The 17,529-nt window shown below is 73.4% G+C and carries 14 protein-coding genes and 1 tRNA gene; 10 read left to right on the top strand and 5 right to left on the bottom strand.

Going from position 1 to position 17,529, the window contains the following annotated elements; genetic code table 11:
- Nucleotides 1-100 precede the first annotated feature (100 nt).
- On the bottom strand, nucleotides 101-721 hold the full coding sequence (locus tag GA0070216_RS02725; RefSeq protein ID WP_091238174.1) for a TetR/AcrR family transcriptional regulator: 621 nt from the start codon (nucleotides 719-721) through the stop codon (nucleotides 101-103).
- Nucleotides 722-951: 230 nt separating this feature from the next.
- Between GA0070216_RS02725 and GA0070216_RS02720 the strand changes: the two genes are divergently transcribed.
- Complete coding sequence (locus GA0070216_RS02720; RefSeq protein ID WP_091238171.1) at nucleotides 952-2,568, top strand: carboxylesterase/lipase family protein; 1,617 nt, start codon at nucleotides 952-954, stop codon at nucleotides 2,566-2,568.
- A 65-nt stretch (nucleotides 2,569-2,633) separates the two neighbouring features.
- Here GA0070216_RS02720 and aceE read toward each other — a convergent pair whose 3' ends face one another.
- A complete protein-coding gene (gene aceE, locus GA0070216_RS02715) occupies nucleotides 2,634-5,378 on the bottom strand; it encodes a pyruvate dehydrogenase (acetyl-transferring), homodimeric type (RefSeq protein WP_091238168.1) in 2,745 nt (914 codons plus the stop codon).
- Nucleotides 5,379-5,632: 254 nt separating this feature from the next.
- Between aceE and GA0070216_RS02710 the strand changes: the two genes are divergently transcribed.
- Nucleotides 5,633-6,037, top strand: coding sequence for a YjbQ family protein (locus GA0070216_RS02710; protein WP_176738788.1), 405 nt, complete (start codon nucleotides 5,633-5,635; stop codon nucleotides 6,035-6,037).
- A gap of 109 nt (nucleotides 6,038-6,146) precedes the next feature.
- Here GA0070216_RS02710 and GA0070216_RS02705 read toward each other — a convergent pair whose 3' ends face one another.
- The gene (locus tag GA0070216_RS02705; RefSeq protein ID WP_091238162.1) at nucleotides 6,147-7,814 is read right to left on the bottom strand and encodes an alkaline phosphatase D family protein; all 1,668 of its coding nucleotides are present in this window, start codon (nucleotides 7,812-7,814) and stop codon (nucleotides 6,147-6,149) included.
- Nucleotides 7,815-7,992: 178 nt separating this feature from the next.
- Between GA0070216_RS02705 and GA0070216_RS02700 the strand changes: the two genes are divergently transcribed.
- The 6 genes from GA0070216_RS02700 (at nucleotide 7,993) to GA0070216_RS02670 (ending at nucleotide 14,019) form a co-directional block, all read left to right on the top strand.
- Nucleotides 7,993-8,472 carry a MarR family winged helix-turn-helix transcriptional regulator gene (locus GA0070216_RS02700; protein ID WP_091238159.1) on the top strand — a complete coding sequence of 160 codons (480 nt, stop codon included), beginning with the start codon at nucleotides 7,993-7,995 and terminating at the stop codon, nucleotides 8,470-8,472.
- 63 nt (nucleotides 8,473-8,535) lie between these two features.
- Nucleotides 8,536-11,745: a thiamine pyrophosphate-dependent enzyme gene (locus GA0070216_RS36550; protein WP_245722257.1), complete on the top strand. Its 3,210-nt coding sequence runs from the start codon at nucleotides 8,536-8,538 to the stop codon at nucleotides 11,743-11,745.
- Between the two features lie 113 nt (nucleotides 11,746-11,858).
- Complete coding sequence (locus GA0070216_RS02685; RefSeq protein WP_091238156.1) at nucleotides 11,859-12,296, top strand: DUF3052 domain-containing protein; 438 nt, start codon at nucleotides 11,859-11,861, stop codon at nucleotides 12,294-12,296.
- Nucleotides 12,297-12,398: 102 nt separating this feature from the next.
- Nucleotides 12,399-12,866 (top strand): peroxiredoxin, encoded by a 468-nt coding sequence (locus GA0070216_RS02680; protein WP_091238154.1) that lies wholly within the window; start codon nucleotides 12,399-12,401, stop codon nucleotides 12,864-12,866.
- A 137-nt stretch (nucleotides 12,867-13,003) separates the two neighbouring features.
- Nucleotides 13,004-13,078 (top strand) — tRNA-Val (locus GA0070216_RS02675).
- A 146-nt stretch (nucleotides 13,079-13,224) separates the two neighbouring features.
- Nucleotides 13,225-14,019, top strand: coding sequence for an alpha/beta fold hydrolase (locus GA0070216_RS02670; RefSeq protein ID WP_091238151.1), 795 nt, complete (start codon nucleotides 13,225-13,227; stop codon nucleotides 14,017-14,019).
- Nucleotides 14,020-14,110: 91 nt separating this feature from the next.
- Here the strand turns inward: GA0070216_RS02670 and GA0070216_RS02665 are convergent, their stop codons facing one another.
- Nucleotides 14,111-15,070: an aminoglycoside phosphotransferase family protein gene (locus GA0070216_RS02665; protein WP_091238148.1), complete on the bottom strand. Its 960-nt coding sequence runs from the start codon at nucleotides 15,068-15,070 to the stop codon at nucleotides 14,111-14,113.
- A gap of 309 nt (nucleotides 15,071-15,379) precedes the next feature.
- Here GA0070216_RS02665 and GA0070216_RS02660 point away from each other — a divergent pair, with 309 nt between their 5' ends.
- A complete protein-coding gene (locus GA0070216_RS02660) occupies nucleotides 15,380-16,528 on the top strand; it encodes a polysaccharide pyruvyl transferase family protein (protein ID WP_091238145.1) in 1,149 nt (382 codons plus the stop codon).
- Between the two features lie 117 nt (nucleotides 16,529-16,645).
- Here the strand turns inward: GA0070216_RS02660 and GA0070216_RS02655 are convergent, their stop codons facing one another.
- Nucleotides 16,646-16,843: a hypothetical protein gene (locus GA0070216_RS02655; RefSeq protein WP_091238142.1), complete on the bottom strand. Its 198-nt coding sequence runs from the start codon at nucleotides 16,841-16,843 to the stop codon at nucleotides 16,646-16,648.
- An 82-nt stretch (nucleotides 16,844-16,925) separates the two neighbouring features.
- Between GA0070216_RS02655 and GA0070216_RS02650 the strand changes: the two genes are divergently transcribed.
- Nucleotides 16,926-17,447 (top strand): DinB family protein, encoded by a 522-nt coding sequence (locus tag GA0070216_RS02650; RefSeq protein ID WP_091238138.1) that lies wholly within the window; start codon nucleotides 16,926-16,928, stop codon nucleotides 17,445-17,447.
- Nucleotides 17,448-17,529 lie beyond the last annotated feature (82 nt).

Raw genomic sequence — 17,529 nt, 5'->3', positions numbered from 1 at the left:
TCCCTGTCAGGGACGCCGGCCACCGCCGTCCTCGTGCTCCGGCGTCGCCGGCCGTGGGCTCCTTCGGACGACTGCTGGTCGTCGGCGTGCCGGCGGTCGCCTACGGCGGGGTGTGGCCCGCCGAGGGGACGAACAGGCGGTCGAGGTGGTAGGTGAGGATGCGCAGGGCGGCCTCGGCGTCGCGTTGACCGCCGAGGACGCTGGAACCGAGGCCGTTGGTCAGGGCGAGCAGGCCGGCGGCGGTGAGCCCGGGGTCCAGCTCGGCGTGCGCGGCGCCGGCCTGCTGGGCGGCGCGGAGTTGGTGGGCGAGCAGGCGTTCGAGCAGGTCGGGGTGGGGTGCTCCGTGCCTGGTCAGGTCCGGTTCGGCGAGGACCAGGCTGTAGAAGGCGGCGTAGGTGCGGGTCAGCCGGACGCTCTCCGGGTCGGTCGGCAGGATCGCCGTCAGGGTGCCGGACACGACGTCGCGTGGGGTGGGCGGCGATCCGAGCGCGGCGATCCGCCGGGCGACCCGGGCCCCGAGTTCCTCCGCGAGGTAGCCGAGCGAGGCCAGGAGTAGTTCGTCCTTGGTGTGGAAGTAGTACTGCACCAGTCGTACCGACACCTCGGCCGCCGCCGCGACCTCACGCATGCTGGCGTGCTGCAGCCCGCGCTGTTCGGCGATCCGCAACAGCGCGCCGGCGATGTGCCGGCGTCGCTGGTCGTGGTCGACGCGTTTGGGCATGGGCACCGTCCAGTTCGGAGACACTTTTCTGATACGGTCGTATCATGAAACCGCCGGCACGGATCGGCGATTCCACCAGCGACCGCGCCCGGAGACGATTCCACACCCTCCGGCGCCAGGCCCCGGCACGTCGCCGCCGGGTCGGGAGCCTCCCGACACCCTGCGCCGGGGCGGCACCGCCGACCCCGCCGCGCCCCAGGACGACACCGTCCCGCCGAAGGAGGAAGTGCATGCGACGACGCGCACGACAGGCGGTGGTCGTGGCGACCATGACGGCCGCGCTGCTCGGCACGATCACGGCCGTCCCCGCCACCGCGGCCACCCCGGGTCTGGTCCGCACCGGTGCCGGCTGGCTGCGGGGCACCGTCGACGACCAGGTACGCAGCTATCAGGCCATCCCCTACGCGGCGCCCCCGGTCGGCGAGCTGCGCTGGCGGGCGCCCCAACCGGTCCCCGGCTGGGCCGGGGTACGGGACGCCACCGAGCCGGGCAGCTCCTGCCCCCAGCCGGACCCGTGGCAACCCGGCGTGGTGCTGGGTGACGAGGACTGCCTGTTCGTGAACGTGACGACGCCCGCCCGGCCGGCCCGGCCACGTCCGGTGCTGGTGTGGCTGCACGGCGGCAGCTTCACCGGTGGCGCCGGCGCCGACTACGACCCCCGGCGGCTGGCCGCCGACGGTGGGATCGTGGTCGTCACCGTCAACTACCGGCTGGGGGTGCTGGGCTACCTCGGGCTGCCCGGGCTGGCCGGCTCCGGCACGTTCGGCCTCCAGGACCAGCAGGCGGCCCTGCGCTGGGTACGCCGCAACGCGGCGGCGTTCGGCGGCGACCCGCACGACGTCACCGTCGCCGGGCAGTCGGCAGGCGGGATGAGTGTCTGCTCCCAGCTCACCTCGCCCTCGTCCGCCGGACTGTTCGACAGGGCGATCATCCAAAGCGGTTCCTGCCTGACCAGCTGGCCCGACAAGCTGTTCGGGTTCGGCCTTCCCGCGGGCTCCCCCTGGTCACCCCTGGCGCAGGTGCAGCAGGCCGGCGAGGAGGCCGCCGCGGCGCTCGACGCCGGCCGGCCCGGCCCCGAGCGGTGCGCCCCCGGGACGGCGCCGGTGACCTGCCTGCGCGGCATGACGCCGCAGACCCTGCTCACCGCCACCGTCGGCGACCAGGGCACCGTCAACTCGATGTTCGACACCCTGGCCTACGGCACGCCCACACTGCCCCTCCTGCCCGCCGAGGCACTGCGGCGGGGAGCGTTCCACCGGGTGCCGGTGTTGTCCGGCAGCACCCGCGACGAGCACCGCAGCTTCCTCGCCTTCAGCCCCCCGATCGACGCCCTTGCATACCGGCAGCTCCTGGACGCGGCCTTCGGCGCACCGGCGGGCCGGGTCGCCGACCGGTATCCGGTCACCGACTTCGACTCGCCGACCGCCGCCTGGGCGGCGGTCGCCACCGACCGGATCTGGGCCTGCCCCACCCTGGCCGGCGACCGCCTCCTGGCCCGCCACACGCCGGTGTACGGCTACGAGTTCACCGACCGCGACGCCCCGCCACCCGCGCCCTGGATCACCGAACCGCTCGGCGCCTACCACGGCAGCGAGCTGCCGTACCTGTTCGACATGGCGGACCGCAGCCTGGGCGACGGACACCGCCAGCTGGCCGCCGACATGATCGACTCCTGGGCTGCCTTCGCGGCGACCGGTAGGCCCGCCACTCCCGGTGCCGCACCCTGGCCCCGGTTCCGCAGCGCCACCGCCGAGGTCCGCACGCTGGCGCCCGGCAGCGGGGGCCAGCGCACCGACTTCGGCGTCGAGCACCACTGCGACCTGTGGGCGGATCTGGCAACGGGGTGAGGTGGCCCGGCAGCGACGCAGCGAGGCCCGGCGCGGTGGCGCCGGGCCTCGCTGGGTGGTGCAGGTCAGCTGTCGCCGCCGGTCTCGCCGACCGGGGCGGCGTTGACGTCGTCGATGGCGTACTTCTTGGCCGCCTCGGCGGGGACGGTGGCCGGTACCGTCCCGCGCAGGGCGAGCTGTCGCAGCGTCGCGACCGCCACCGACTCGGCGTCGACATGGAAGTGCCGGCGCAGCGCGTGCCGGGTGTCCGACATGCCGAAGCCGTCGGTGCCGAGCGAGGTGTAGTCACCCGGTACCCAACGGGCGATCAGGTCCGGTACCGCGCGCATCCAGTCGCTGACCGCGACCTTCGGCCCGTCGGCGTCGGCCAGCTTCTCCTGGATGTACGGCACCCGCTGCTCCGCGCCCGGGTTGAGCAGGTTGTGCTCCTCGCAGATCACCGCGTCGCGGCGCAGCTCGGTCCAGGAGGTCACCGACCAGACGTCGGCGGCCACCCCCCAGTCCTGGGCGAGTAGCTGCTGGGCCTTGAGCGCCCACTGCATGCCGGTGCCGGAGGCCAGGATGTTCGCCTTCGGCGCGTCCCCGTCGACCTGCGGGGCGGCCGCATAGCGGTAGATGCCCCGGAGCAGCCCCTCGACGTCCAGCTCGGACGGCTCGACCGGCTGGTGGATCGGCTCGTTGTAGACGGTGAGGTAGTAGAAGATGTTCTCCTGGTCCTCGCCGTACATCCGGTGCAGGCCGCGCTCCACGATGTGCGCCAGCTCGAACCCGAACGCCGCGTCGTAGGCGACCACCGCCGGGTTGGTGGCGGCCAGCAGCAGCGAGTGGCCGTCCTCGTGCTGCAGGCCCTCACCGTTGAGCGTGGTCCGACCGGCGGTGGCACCGAGGACGAAGCCCCGGGCCATCTGGTCGGCCGCCGCCCAGAAGCCGTCACCGGTGCGCTGGAACCCGAACATCGAGTAGAACATGTACATCGGGATCATCGGCTCGTCGTGGGTGGCGTACGCGGTGCCGGCGGCGGTGAACGAGGCGACCGAGCCGGCCTCGTTGATCCCCTCGTGCAGGATCTGCCCGGTGGTCGACTCCTTGTACGACAGGAACAGGTCCCGGTCGACCGAGGTGTACCGCTGGCCGTGCGGCGAGTAGATCTTCGCGGTCGGGAAGATCGAGTCCAGGCCGAAGGTGCGCGCCTCGTCCGGGATGATCGGCACCCAGCGCTTGCCGAACTCCTTGTCCTTCATGATGTCCTTGAGCAGGCGGACGAAGGCCATCGTGGTGGCCACCTTCTGCTTGCCCGAGCCGCGCTTGACGTCGGCGAACCGCTCCGGCCCCGGGATCGTCAGCTTCTTGTGGCTGGTCCGCCGGGACGGCAGGTAACCGCCGAGCTGCTCGCGCCGCTCCCGCAGGTACGCCAGCTCGTCCGAGGACTCATCCGGGGTGTAGTACGGCGGCAGGTAGGGGTTGTCCTCCAGAACCTTGTCCGGGATGTCCAGGAAGAGCCGGTCGCGGAACAGCTTGAGGTCGTCCAGCGTCAGCTTCTTCATCTGGTGCGTGGCGTTGCGGCCCTCGAAGTGCGAGCCCAGCGTCCAGCCCTTGATGGTCTTGGCCAGGATGACGGTCGGCTGCCCGGTGTGCTCGGTGGCCGCCTTGTAGGCCGCGTAGAGCTTGCGGTAGTCGTGCCCGCCCCGCTTGAGGTTCCAGATCTCGTCGTCGGACAGGTGCTCGACCATCTTGCGGGTCCGCTGGTCACGACCGAAGAAGTGCTCCCGGACGTACGCCCCGGACTCCGCCTTGTAGGTCTGGTAGTCGCCGTCGGGGGTGGTGTTCATCAGGTTGACCAGCGCGCCGTCGGTGTCCGCGGCGAGCAGCGGGTCCCACTCCCGGCCCCAGACCACCTTGATGACGTTCCAGCCGGCGCCCCGGAAGAACGCCTCCAGCTCCTGCATCACCTTGCCGTTGCCCCGGACCGGGCCGTCCAGCCGCTGGAGGTTGCAGTTGATGACAAAGGTGAGGTTGTCCAGCTCCTCGCGGGCGGCCACGCCGATCGCGCCGAGCGACTCCACCTCGTCCATCTCGCCGTCGCCGAGGAACGCCCAGACGTGCTGCTGGGAGGTGTCCTTGATGCCCCGGTGCTGGAGGTAGCGGTTGAACCGGGCCTGGTAGATCGCGTTCAGCGGCCCCAGCCCCATGGAGACCGTGGGGAACTCCCAGAAGTCCGGCATCAGCCGCGGGTGCGGGTACGACGGCAGCCCGCCGCTCGGGTGGGACAGCTCCTGGCGGAACCCGTCGAGCTGGTCCTCCGAGAGTCGACCCTCCAGGAACGCCCGCCCGTACATGCCGGGGGAGGCGTGCCCCTGGTAGAAGATGTGGTCGCCGCCGCCCGGGTGGTTCTTGCCCCGGAAGAAGTGGTTGAAGCCCACCTCGTAGAGGGAGGCGGAGCTGGCGAAGGTGGAGATGTGCCCACCGACGCCGATCTCCGGCCGCTGTGCCCGGTGCACCAGCATCGCCGCGTTCCACCGGACGTACGCCCGGATCCGCCGCTCGACGTGCTCGTCACCCGGGAACCAGGGTTCCTGCTCCGGGGTGATGGTGTTGATGTAGTCGGTGGTGGTCAGGGACGGCACCCCGACCTGCCGCTCGCGGGCCCGCTCCAGCAGGCTCAGCATGACGTACCGTGCGCGTTTGGTTCCGCGCTCGTCGATGACACCGTCGAGCGACTCGACCCACTCGCTGGTCTCTTCGGGGTCGATGTCCGGAAGCTGGCTCGGCAGACCAGCGGTGATCACCGGGCGCTTGCGTTCCGTAGCCACAGGCGTTCCCTCGGTTGTGTGTGGGATAGGTCTCTAGCGCCATCCTGCCCTCTGGTGGCACCCGTCGTCACCTCTAGCTCCCCCAGACGCGACGCTGAACACAGGTACCCGCCGGTAACTTTGCCCGCTCGGCCGCGCCGGAGTCGGCCCCGGTCGCCCTGCGGGCCGTTCCGTTCCCGCCCGTCGGGTCGTCCCACCAACCGGTCGGCACGGGACGACGGCGACGATGGGGCCGGTGCGGCAGAATGCGCCGTATGCGCAGCGAGGTGAGCACCGTCCGGACCGGTTCCCGACCCACCGTCGTCGACCTCACGGCCGAGGCCGAACGGTTCGTCACCGGGCAGGGTGACGGCCTGCTGCACGTCTTCGTGCCGCACGCCACCGCCGGGGTGGCGATCATCGAGACCGGTGCCGGCTCCGACGACGACCTGCTGCGGGCGCTCGACGACCTGCTGCCCACCGACGACCGCTGGCGGCACCGGCACGGCTCGCCGGGGCACGGTCGCGACCACGTGCTGCCCGCCTTCGTGCCGCCGTACGCGACGCTGCCGGTGCTCGGCGGGCGGCTCCAGCTCGGCACCTGGCAGTCGGTCTGCCTGGTCGACCCCAACGGCGACAACCCGTCGCGCCAGGTCCGTTTCTCCTTCCTCCCCGGCTGACCCGGCCCGCACTCCCCTCCCGCAGGCGCCCGGTCCGCCCCGGCGCGGTGCACCGTCCCGCCCGGCCGCCCGGTGCCGCGCCGCGTCCCGGCCGCCGCGTCGGGCTGGCTCAGCGCAGCCCGGTCTCCGTCTCGACGGTGTACCGGTCCCGGTCCACGCCCGGCGGCAGCGCGCGGGCCGTCGTCGGCGGCCGGTCGCCCGTCTGGTGCAGGCCGGGCACCCGGTCCTCGACCACGAACGACGCCCGGGGGTACGCCGGGGCGCCCGCCCGGCTCACGTACGGCAGCACCATGAAGTCCGCACTGAGCTGCGCCAGGGTGATCGTGGTCCGGACGAAACCGCGCAGGTCGTTCTGGAACCGCAGGTGCGGATTGGTGCGCAACCAGGGGTGCGAGCCGCTGGCCGAGTCGAAGCCGTCCCCGCCCGAGGTGACCGAGGAGCAGACCAGCTCGACGCCGACGGCCCGCGCCCCCGGGTCGGTGTAGTCCAGCTTCAGGTCGGCGGCCCAGTGCGCGTGCACGTCCCCGGTGAGCACCACCGGGTTGCGCACCCCGGCGTTCACCCAGCCCCGGGTGATCCGGTCCCGGGAGGCAAGGTAGCCGTCCCAGGCGTCCATGCTGGTCAGCCTGGCCGGCCCGGGGTCGCGGTCCCGGGCGGCGAAGAACACCTGCTGGGCGAGGAGGTCCCAGCGGGTGTCGGAGCGGCGGAACCCGTCGAGCAGCCACGCCTCCTGCGCCGCGCCGGTGATGGTGCGGCCCGGGTCGGCCGCCGCCGGGCAGTCCCGGTAGCCGTCCCCGCACGCCTGGTCGTCGCGGAACTGCCGGGTGTCGAGCAGGTGGAAGGTGGCCAGTCGACCCCAGCGCAACCGCCGGTGCAGCGCCAGGTCCGGACCGCGCGGCACCGAGGCCCGCCGCAACGGCATGTTCTCGTGGTACGCCTGGAAGGCGGCGGCCCGCCGGGCCAGGAAGTGCGGATCAGGCTCCTCCGGCACCGCGCCGGCCCAGTTGTTCTCCACCTCGTGGTCGTCGAAGACCACCGCCCAGGGGGCCACCGCGTGCGCCGCCTGGAGATCCGGGTCGGTCTTGTACTGGGCGTGCCGCTGCCGGTAGCCGGCCAGTGTCCGGGTCTCCGGACCCTCGTGCCCGCGCGGCCGGTCGGGGCCGTACTCCCGGGCGTACTCGTACTGGTAGTCGCCGAGGTGCAGGATCAGCTCCGGGGCGCTCTCGGCCAGCCGCCGGTAGGCGGTGAAGTACCCCTGCTCGTAGTGGGAGCAGGAGACGAAGCCCATCGCCAGCGCGGCGGGCAGGGCCGCCGGGTCGGGCGCGGTGCGGGTCCGCGCGGTGGGGGAGAGGTGCCCCTCGGCCCGGAACCGGTAGAAGTACTCCCGCCCCGGCAGCAGCCCGGTCAGCTCGACGTGCACGCTGTGCGCCGACTCGGGCCGGGCGGTCGCCGTGCCCCGCTGGACGACGTGCCGGAACAACTCGTCGGCCGCCACCTCCCACTGCACCTCGACCACCCGGTCGGGCATGCCGCCCAACCCGTCCCCGGCCAGCGGCTGCGGGGCCAGCCGGGTCCACAGCACCACGCCCTCGTGGTCCGGGTCGCCGGAGGCCACCCCGAGGGTGAACGGCCAGATCAACGGTCGGTGGTGGGCGGTGCCCACCGGGCGGGCGGGACGCCCGTCGGCGGCGTCGGCGGGCGTCGACAGACCGCCGGTCGCGCCGGCCGCGCCGAGCGCCGCGCCGGAGAGCAGGACGGTACGGCGGGACAGTGTCATGGGAACCTCCCGGGGTGCGGTGCGTACCTGACCCCGGCAGCGTCGCGACCCCTGGTGACCGTCAGGTGACGGCGGGAGACCGTCGTCGTCTCCGCCAGCCGAACAACGGCAGGCGATCGGGGCCGGGCGGCCGGCCCGGTGGCGCGGTGGGCGGTCGACACGGACGTAGAGTCGGGGGATGACGCAGGGGGCCGGCCCCACGGAAGCCGACTGGGCCGACCGCACCGGGCTGACCGGCGAGACGGTGCGCCGGTTCCTGCACGTCGCCGGCGCGATCCGGCAGGACCAGGAGGCGGCGCTCGCCGCCCTGGGACTCACCCCGGCGGTGGCCCGTGCGCTGTACGAGCTGGACCCGGACCGGCCGTCACCGGCGCGTGACCTCGCCGCGCGGTTGGCGTGTGACCGGTCCAATGTGACCGCCCTGGTCGACCGGCTGGAACAGGCCGGGCTGGTCACCCGCCGGGTCGACCCGATCGACCGGCGACAGAAGGCGCTGCTGGTCACCGACGAGGGCCGCCGGGTACGGGAGCAGGTCCGCGAGGCGCTGTCGGGTTCCCGGCTGCTCGTCGGGTTGACCATCGAGGAGCTGTCCACTTTGCGGGAACTGGTGGGAAAGGTATCCGACGGGGGCTGGCCGCAGCGGTGTGCGGAGGACTGACTCACCCCCGGTCGGATCGTGTCTGAGTGGGCGACCGTGGCCTCCGTCGGTAATGCTGATCGCGTGACCACCCCGCAAGATCTCGACGACCGGTTCCGGGAGACCCTGGGCGCGTTACCCGAGCCCGAGCGGCGGCGTGACCCCGCGCAACCGGTACGGCCGGCCGCCGCGCTGACCGGCCGACAGTTGCTTGCCCTCTTCGACGCGCAGGTGACCAGCCGCCAGCTCGACCTGGCCGGCCGCTGGCTGCGCAGCTTCGACGAGGGCTTCTACACGATCGGCTCGGCCGGGCACGAGGCGAATGCGGCGGTGGCCGCCGCGCTGCGCCCCACCGATCCCGCCCTGCTGCACTACCGCTCCGGCGCCTTCTACTGCCTGCGCGCCGCCCAGGCGGCCGGCAGCTTCCCGGACGGGGACGGCGCGGCCGGCAGCTTCCCGGACGGGGACGGCGCGGTTGGTGGCTTCCCGGACGGGGACGGCGCGGTTGTCGGCCCTCCCGGCGGGGACGGCGCGGCGGCGCTCGGTCACCCGGACGGCGAACGTGACCTCGAAGACGGCACCGACCCGTCGGTCGGTGATCGCGACGGCACCCGCCTGACTGTCGCTCCACATTCCGCCGGCTCCACCGCCGGGGACCCGGACGCCTGGCCCCTGCTGCTCAGGAGCCCGGACGTCGCCACCTCATCGCTCGCCACCTCACCGCTCGCCGGCTCGCCGGCCGGGCAGGGGGACCTCCCCGGCCCGCCGGTCGGTGGAGCGGAATCCCCCCACCCGGCCGGGGCAGCGGATCTCACCTCTGCGTCGTCGGCCGGCGTGACCGGTCAGGCCGGATCGGCACCGGGAGACGGCCCGGAGGTTGCCGTCGAGGACGCGCGCCCCGCGCCGTCGGGCACGACGGACGTGCGCCCCGTGCCGTCGGGCACGACGGACGCGGTCGACGGTGACGCCGGGCCGTCTTTGCCGGTCGGTCCGGTGGCCTACCGGGTGGGCAGCGACGGCACCACCGAACCGGTGCCCCGGCGCCGGCCCGCCGCCCCGGAGTCCACCCCCGCCACCCCCGCCACCCCCGCCACCCCCGCCACCCCCGCCACCCCCGCTGGCCCCGCGCCGAGGGCTGCCGCGCCCAGCCCCGACCCGGGCAGTCCCCCCGTCCCCGCCCCGGTGCCCGCCGCCGAGGTTCCCGTCCCTGCCGGTCCGGTGCCCGCCGGTCCGGTGCCCGCCGGTCCGGTGCCCGCCGGTCCCGTGCTGCCGGGGTCCGTGGTCGGGGTGTCGTCGGTATCGGCGGTCGGGTCGGGACCGGACGACGACGGATGGCAGGAGGCGTACGCCGTGGCGGCCCGGGACGTGCTGCGCGGGATGGTCGCCTCGACCCTCGACCCGATCGCCGGGGGCCGGCACAAGGTCTTCGGCCGGGTCGACCTGGCCGTGGTGCCGACCACCTCCACCATCGCCTCGCACCTGCCCCGGGCGGTCGGCCTGGGACTGGCCGTGGAGCGGCTGCGCCGGATCGACACCGCCGGCCGGCGCGACGAACCGGCCGGTCCGCTGCGTTCGCCGTGGCCCCGGGACGCCATCGTGGTCTGCTCGTTCGGCGACGCCTCGGTCAACCACGCCAGCGCCACCGCCGCGTTCAACACCGCCGGCTGGTACGACCACACCGGCCTGCGGATTCCGGTGCTCTTCGTCTGTGAGGACAACGGCCTGGGCATCAGCGTCCGGTCGCCGGACGGTTGGGTGGAGCGGACGCTGCGGGCCCGGCCCGGGGTGCGCTACTTCACCGCCGACGGCACCGACCCGGTGGCCGTGCACGCGGTGGCCGCCGAGGCCGCCGGCTGGGTGCGGCGGCACCGTCGTCCGGCGGTGCTGCACCTGCGGACGGTGCGGCTGTTGGGGCACGCCGGGGCGGACGCCGAGCGGGCGTACCGCAGCACCGCCGAGATCGCCGCCGACGAGGCGCGCGATCCGGTGCTGGCCACCGCCCGGCTGCTCGTCGAGGCGGGGGTGGCCACCGGCGAGGAGCTGCTGGCCCGCTACGACGAGCGGGGCTGGCAGGTACGCCGTACCGCCGAGGAGGTGCTCGACGAGCCGAAGCTGTCCGCCCCGGCCGACGTGGTGGCCCCGCTGTCGCCCCGCCGGCCCAAGCGGGTCGCCACGACGGTGGCGCAGGCGGCGGAGCGGGCGGCCGGGCCGGACGCGGCCGACCGGGTGGCCGCGTTCGGTGGCAAGCCCCCGGAGCTGGCCGGCCCGCTGACCCTGGCGCAGAGCATCAACGCCGCCCTCGCCGACGGGATGCTCAGCTACCCGCAGTTGGCGGTCTTCGGTGAGGACGTCGCCGCCAAGGGCGGGGTGTACGGGGTGACCAAGGGGCTGCGGGACAGGTTCGGCGCGGCCCGGGTCTTCGACACCCTGCTGGACGAGACGTCGGTGCTGGGGCTGGGGTTGGGCGCCGGGCTGGCCGGGATGCTGCCGGTGCCGGAGATCCAGTATCTGGCGTACCTGCACAACGCCGAGGACCAGTTGCGGGGCGAGGCGGCCACCATGCAGTTCTTCTCACAGGGGGCGTTCCGCAATCCGATGGTGGTGCGGGTGCCGGGGCTGGCCTACCAGGAGGGGTTCGGCGGGCACTTCCACAACGACAACTCGGTGGCCGTACTGCGGGACGTGCCGGGTCTGGTGGTCGCGGTGCCGGCGCGGCCGGACGACGCCGCGCCGCTGCTGCGGACCTGCCTGGCCGCCGCCGTGGTGGACGGCACCGTCTCGGTGTTCCTGGAGCCGATCGCGCTCTACCACACCCGGGACCTGTACGAGCCGGGTGACGGCGAGTGGCTGGGGTCCTACGCCGAGCCGGCCGACTGGGCGGCCGGTCACGCGCCGATCGGCCGGGCCCGGGTGTACGGCGTCGGTTCGGCCGAGGACATCACCATCGTCACTTTCGGTAACGGGGTGCGGATGTCGCTGCGGGCGGCGTCGACCCTGGCCGACGAGGGGATCGGCAGCCGGGTGGTGGATCTGCGCTGGCTGGCCCCGCTGCCGGTGGCGGACCTGATCCGGGAGGCGTCCGCGACCGGCCGGGTGCTGGTGGTGGACGAGACCCGGCGCTCCGGCGGGGTCGGTGAGGGCATCCTCGCGGCGCTGGTCGACGCCGGATTCGTGGGTGCGGCGCGACGGGTGGCCTCAGTTGACTCGTTTGTACCATTAGGTCCGGCTGCCCGTCAGGTGCTGGTCTCCGAGGATGCCATTACCCAGGGTGCCCGTACGCTGCTGGCACGGTAAATTCCGTTCCACCCGGTGCGCCACTTGCGCGACGGACCACAACTGTGTGGACTCTGCCTGACGGCGTCGCCACGACGCCGCCGGGCAGGGACGAGATGAGGAGGCACGCGACAGTGAGCGCGACCGCTGGTCAGGCCGCCGACGGGGTACGTCTCCTGGCGGACCGGTTCGGGATCGAACCGGGGATGGTCGTCATGGAGATGGGGTACGACGAGGACGTCGACCAGGATCTCCGGGACGCCCTGACCGACCGCTGTGGAGAACTGGTCGACGAGGACACCGACGAGGTGGTCGACGCGGTGCTCGTCTGGTACCGCGACGGCGACGGCGACCTCTTCGAGCTTCTCGTCGACGCCCTCGGTCCGCTGGCCGACGCCGGAGTCGTGTGGCTGTTGACCCCGAAGGCCGGGCGGGACGGGCACGTCGAGCCGAGCGAGGTCGCCGAGTCGGCGCAGACCGCCGGCCTCCAGCAGACCTCGACCCTCAACGCCGGCCTGGACTGGAGCGCCGCCCGGCTCGTGCTGCGTCGTGGCTCCAAGGGCCGCAAGTAGGGTCCCGGCCGGGCCGTACCCAACTGAGCAATCCCGCATCCGGGGCGTCGCCGCCGGGTGTGGCAGGCTGGACCCACCTCAGAGTCGACCCAAGGAGTTCGCATGCCGATCGAGGTTGGTGCCGAGGCGCCCGACTTCCTGTTGAAGGACCAGAACAACCAGGAGGTGCGGCTCTCGGACTTCCGGGGCAACCGCACCGTGCTGCTGGTCTTCTACCCGCTCGCCTTCACCGGCATCTGCCAGGGTGAGCTGTGCGAGGTGCGGGACAACCTCAACGACTACGTCAACGACGACGTGCAGGTGCTCACCGTCAGCGTCGACTCGATCTACGCCCACAAGATCTGGGCCGAGAAGGAGAGCTACCAGTTCCCGCTGCTGGCCGACTTCTGGCCGCACGGGGCGGTCGCCCAGGCGTACGGCGTCTTCAACGACCTCGCCGGCATCGCCAACCGGGGCACCTTCGTCATCGACAAGGCCGGCATCGTCCGGTTCGCCGAGATGAACATGCCGGGCGAGGCGCGTGACCAGCAGGGCTGGCGCAAGGCCCTCGCCGACACGGTCGCCGCCTGACCTTCGCGCCGACCGCGCGCCGCCGCACCGGGTCCGCCGGTGCGGCGGGCGCACCGTTCGACCGGGCACACCGTTGCGACGGGCCGGCAGTCGGCAGGTAAGCTTGCCAGCCTCCGGCCCGCTCGTACGGGCGTTCCGGGCGCGTAGCTCAGTGGGAGAGCACCCGCCTTACAAGCGGGGGGTCGCAGGTTCGAAACCTGCCGCGCCCACCACCCTTCACCAGCACCGCAGCGATCCCCGTTCCGTCCGCTGACGGCAGCGTCCCGCAGTCCGTTCCCACCCTGCCGTAGGTCTGAGGGACCACCGTCCGGGCGTCCGCTCCGGCCCCGAAGACCGGCGCAGGTCGAAGGAGACACCGGTGAGCTACGCGGACGTCAACGGGCTGCGGCTCTGGTACGAGGAGCACGGCGAGGGGCGGCCGTTGGTGCTGTTGCACGGCGGCTACGGCGCGGTGGAGACGTTCGCGCCGATCCTGCCGGCCCTGGCGCGACGTCGCCGGGTGATCGCGGTGGACCTCCAGGGTCACGGCCGGACCGCCGACGTGGACCGACCGCTGCGGTACGAGTCGATGGCCGACGACGTCGCCGCGCTGCTGCGCCATCTCGACCTGCCCGGGGCGGAGGTGCTGGGCTACTCCCTCGGCGGCGGGGTGGCGCTGCGGACCGCGATCCAGCATCCGGAACTGGTGCGCCGGCTGGTGCTGGTCTCCACCCCGTGCCGGCGGCAGGGCTGGTATCCCGAGGTGCTGGCCGCGCTGGCCGGCCAGGACGAGCAGGCCGGCGAGCAGATGCGCGGCACGCCCACGTACCAGCTCTATGAACGGATCGCCCCCCGACCGCAGGACTGGCCGCAGCTGTGGGCCAAGTCCGGTGCCCTGCTGCGCCGCGAGTACGACTGGTCGCCGGAGGTGGCCGCCCTCGCCGTACCGACCCTGCTGGTCTTCGCCGACGCCGACTCGATCCCGGTCAGCCACATGGCCGAGTTCTACGGGCTGCTCGGCGGCGGCCACCGCCCCCCGGGCGCGGCCGGCACCGCCCGCCTCCGCCCCCTTTCCCGCCTGGCCATCCTCCCCGGCCTCACCCACCAGGAAATCCCCACCACCCCCCTGCTACCCCGCCTGGCCCTCCCCTTCCTCACCCACCAACTCCGCTGACCCCCCGCCCGCCCCGCCCCCACCCCGCCCCGCGGCGGTGATCAAGAGGTTCGCGTCACGAAACCGCGCCGCGATGACGCAAACCTCTTGATCACCGGGCTGTCTGCGGGTGGGTGAGGCGGTGGCGGAGCCAGGGGAGGAGGGCGTCGGCCTGGGCCTGTTGGAACGGGCGGACGGTGGGGATGCCGGGGGGTGGTGGGCGGCGGGCGCTGTCGGCGAAGAAGCCGGCCAGTCCCGCGTAGACGCCGGTCAGGGCGGCGGGGTCGACGCCGGCGGTGAGCGGCAATCGGTGCAGCAGCGCCTCGGTGTCGTGCCCGCCGTGCAACCGGACGTTGACCAGCAGCATTGCGGTGTCCAACCAGGCGGGGCCCCGGCATGCCCACGGCCAGTCCACCACGGTGACCGCCCCGTCCGGGCCGATCAGCAGGTTGTCAGCCCGGACGTCGAGGTGGCACAGGGTGTCGCCGGTCAGGCAGGCCAGTCCCCGGTCGGCTGCCGCGCACAACTGGGCCAGGTGCGCGGCGACCCACGGGTCGAGCCGGGGCGGTGGGTCGGCGGCGATCCGCTGCCAGCCGGCGAAGTCGTGGGCCAGCCGCGCGGCGGCGGTCGGCGTACCCGGCACCGGGTTCGGCGTGAGCGTGTCGGCCAGGGCTTCCAGCGTACGCAGCACCGGGTCGAGGTCGGTGTCCCGCCAGGGCGTGTGCGGGTGCCGGCCGTCGACGTCGGTGAGCACGAGCGCCACCCACTCGCCGTCGTCGTGGCAGCCGAGCAGTCGGGGTGTCGGCGCGGACAGGGGCAGGGCGGCGGTGTGCCGGGCCTCGGCGCGGTGCAACCGGGGGCTGTCCGGGTTCTGCGCCGGACTGACCGCCTTGACGAACGCCCGCCGGCCGTCGGCCGTACGGACCCGGTCGGCGGTGCCGGGGGAGTACCCGCCGGGCTGGGAGACCGCCTCGACCACCCGGTCACCGGCGATCCGCTCCACCGCCTGCCGCACGTGCCCAGGCAACTCGTTCCATCCTATTCTGCCGCCCCCCGCGCTCACACCCGTCATTCCCCCACCCTGGCCAGCACCCCCGACCCCAGGCAACCCGATTACCCCACCCACCCCAGGCGCGACCCCGCACTGCCTCCCACTCCCGCCTCCGAGCGGGCGCGGTGGAGTGCCCCGTCGCGGGCCGGTGATCAAGAGCCTTACGTCAAGAGCGCGGCCCGATCCGACGCAAACCTCTTGATCACCCCTACATTCCCGTCGATGTCCCCGTCCGCGGGGGGCGGAGGCAGCGGGATGGGAGAACGGGGAGGGGCATGGCTGGGGTGGGAGGGGGAATGCGGGCGGGACGGTTCTGGGGAGGAGTGACGGATGAGGGGTCCCACCGGCTTGACCATCGGTGTGCTCGGCTCGTACGGCGGTCGGAACCTGGGAGACGAGGCGATCCTCACCGGGCTGCTGGCCGATCTGCGCGAGCAGGAGCCGAACGCCCGGATCATCGTGTTCTCCCGCAATCCGGCGCATACCGCGCTGGCCCACCCCGATGTCGAGGCGGTGCCCTGGGAGGGCGTCAGCCGGGTCGACTCGGCCGAGGTGCTGGCCCAACTCGACCTGCTCATCCTCGGCGGTGGCGGCATCCTGTACGACAAGGAGGCCCGCCGCTACCTGCGGGTCGTCCGGGTCGCCCAGGAACGCGGGCTGCCCCTGCTGACGTACGCGGTGGGGGTCGGGCCGCTCACCGACGGGGTGGACACCGGCATGGTCCGGGAGACGCTGGCCGGGGCGACCGAGGTGACCGTGCGGGACCAGGAGTCCCGGATGGTGCTGGAGGAGGCCGGGCTGCTCAACCCGATCACGGTCACCGCAGATCCGGCGTTCCTGCTGGAGCCGGAGGACTTCCCCGCCCGGCTGCTGCGCGAGGAGGGGGTGCCCGCCGGCAAGCGCCTGGTCGGGCTGAGCGTCCGGGAGCCGGGGCGGGCCGCGGAACGGCTCGACGTCGACGGGTACCACCGGTTGCTCGCCCAGATCGGCGACTTCCTGGTGCAGCGGATCGACGCGCACGTGCTGTTCGTCCCGATGGAACGCGACGACATCCGGCACTCGCACGGGGTGCTGTCCCACATGATCGCCGCGGACCGGGGGCGGATCCTGCACGGCGACTACTCGCCCCGGCAGGTGCTCGGCCTGATGAAGCACTTCGACCTGGCGGTCGGCATGCGGCTGCACTTCCTGATCTTCGCGGCGATGGTCGGCACCCCGTTCCTGCCCCTGCCGTACGCGGGCAAGGTCTTCGACCTGGCCCAGCGGCTCGGGGTGCCGGCGCTGCGCGGCGTGGAACGCGAGGTGGAGGGTCCGTTGCTGGCGGAGGTCGACCGGCTCTGGGACGAGCGGGACTCCCGCCGGGAGGCCACCGCCCGCCGGGTCGCCGAGGTGTGCGACCAGGCCCGGGGCACCTCCCAGGTCACCCGGGCGGTGCTGGACGGTCTGCGCTCGCGCACCCTGGCCCGGATGGCCGCCTGACCAGGCGGGTGCCGCGCCGGCCCACGACGGGTCGCCGGTGACCGTCACCGCCCCGGCCGTCCGGCCGCAAGCCGACCGGCGACCGGGGCGTGGCCGCCGTCTCGGCGGTCGGCGGGATCAGAGCGCCGGGCCGCGCCAGCGGTAGCGCCACTGGTCGCCGGCCGACTCCAACTCGTAGATCTGGGCGTCGACCAGCCCTTGCGGGCCGAGGTGGTGATGGGTCAGCGGGGGACGGTCGTTGCCGTCCAGCTCGACGTCGACCGCCTCGCCGTCAGCCGGGCCGTCCGCCAGGGGAATCCGTACCGTCGATGCCATGCGCCCATCCTGCCAAGCCGGCCGCCGGACCGCAGGGTTTGCCGGGACAGCGGGACCGCTCGCGTGCGGCTATCGTCCGGTGATGGCGGAGATTCAGATCGACATGACCCTCGGACCGGTGCTGGCCCGCACCGGTGACGAGCGGGCCGTGCTCGGTGCGTTCCTCGATTTCCACCGGGCGATCGTGCTGCGCAAGGCTCGCGGCCTGACCGACGCCGAGGCGACCCGCCGGCTGGTGCCGTCGGCGACCACCCTGGCCGGCATCCTGCGGCACCTCACCCTGGTCGAGCGGAACTGGTTCCCCTACCTGCTCGACCCGGCCCCCGGCGACGTCTTCCCCACCTCCGAAGAGGACGCAGCGGCCAGCTTCGCGCTGGCCGAGGGGGAGACCCTCGACTCGCTCGCCGATGCCTATGAGCGGGCCTGTGACCGCTCCCGGGAGTTGGCCGCCCGGTTCCCGCTGGACCATGTCGTCCCGCAACCGCAGCTCGGCGAGGTGTCGCTGCGCTGGATCATGGTGCACATGATCGAGGAGACCGCCCGGCACGCCGGGCACGCCGACATCCTCCGTGAGCTGACCGACGGCAGCACCGGCCAGCTCTGACCCGCACCCGGGGCCGTCGCGGTCGTCGGGCCGGAGGCGGCAGGGCCACCCCGCCTGTCCCATCAGTGCGGGCGACGTCAGT

This window comes from Micromonospora matsumotoense (assembly GCF_900091525.1).
In the GTDB taxonomy this organism is placed as follows: Bacteria; Actinomycetota; Actinomycetes; order Mycobacteriales; family Micromonosporaceae; genus Micromonospora; species Micromonospora matsumotoensis.
The sequence above is the reverse complement of the archived record's forward strand: the minus strand, read 5'-3'. Positions and strand labels throughout refer to the sequence as shown.

Bases quoted from the DNA above. Each gene is read 5' to 3' on its own strand.
- GA0070216_RS02660 (WP_091238145.1), top strand. From the start codon at position 15,380: ATGAGGGGTCCCACCGGCTTGACCATCGGTGTGCTCGGCTCGTACGGC.
- GA0070216_RS02650 (WP_091238138.1), top strand. From the start codon at position 16,926: ATGGCGGAGATTCAGATCGACATGACCCTCGGACCGGTGCTGGCCCGC.
- GA0070216_RS02700 (WP_091238159.1), top strand. From the start codon at position 7,993: ATGACGCAGGGGGCCGGCCCCACGGAAGCCGACTGGGCCGACCGCACC.
- GA0070216_RS02655 (WP_091238142.1), bottom strand. From the start codon at position 16,843: ATGGCATCGACGGTACGGATTCCCCTGGCGGACGGCCCGGCTGACGGC.
- GA0070216_RS02665 (WP_091238148.1), bottom strand. From the start codon at position 15,070: ATGACGGGTGTGAGCGCGGGGGGCGGCAGAATAGGATGGAACGAGTTG.
- GA0070216_RS02705 (WP_091238162.1), bottom strand. From the start codon at position 7,814: ATGACACTGTCCCGCCGTACCGTCCTGCTCTCCGGCGCGGCGCTCGGC.
- GA0070216_RS02720 (WP_091238171.1), top strand. From the start codon at position 952: ATGCGACGACGCGCACGACAGGCGGTGGTCGTGGCGACCATGACGGCC.
- GA0070216_RS02680 (WP_091238154.1), top strand. From the start codon at position 12,399: ATGCCGATCGAGGTTGGTGCCGAGGCGCCCGACTTCCTGTTGAAGGAC.
- GA0070216_RS02725 (WP_091238174.1), bottom strand. From the start codon at position 721: ATGCCCAAACGCGTCGACCACGACCAGCGACGCCGGCACATCGCCGGC.
- GA0070216_RS02710 (WP_176738788.1), top strand. From the start codon at position 5,633: ATGCGCAGCGAGGTGAGCACCGTCCGGACCGGTTCCCGACCCACCGTC.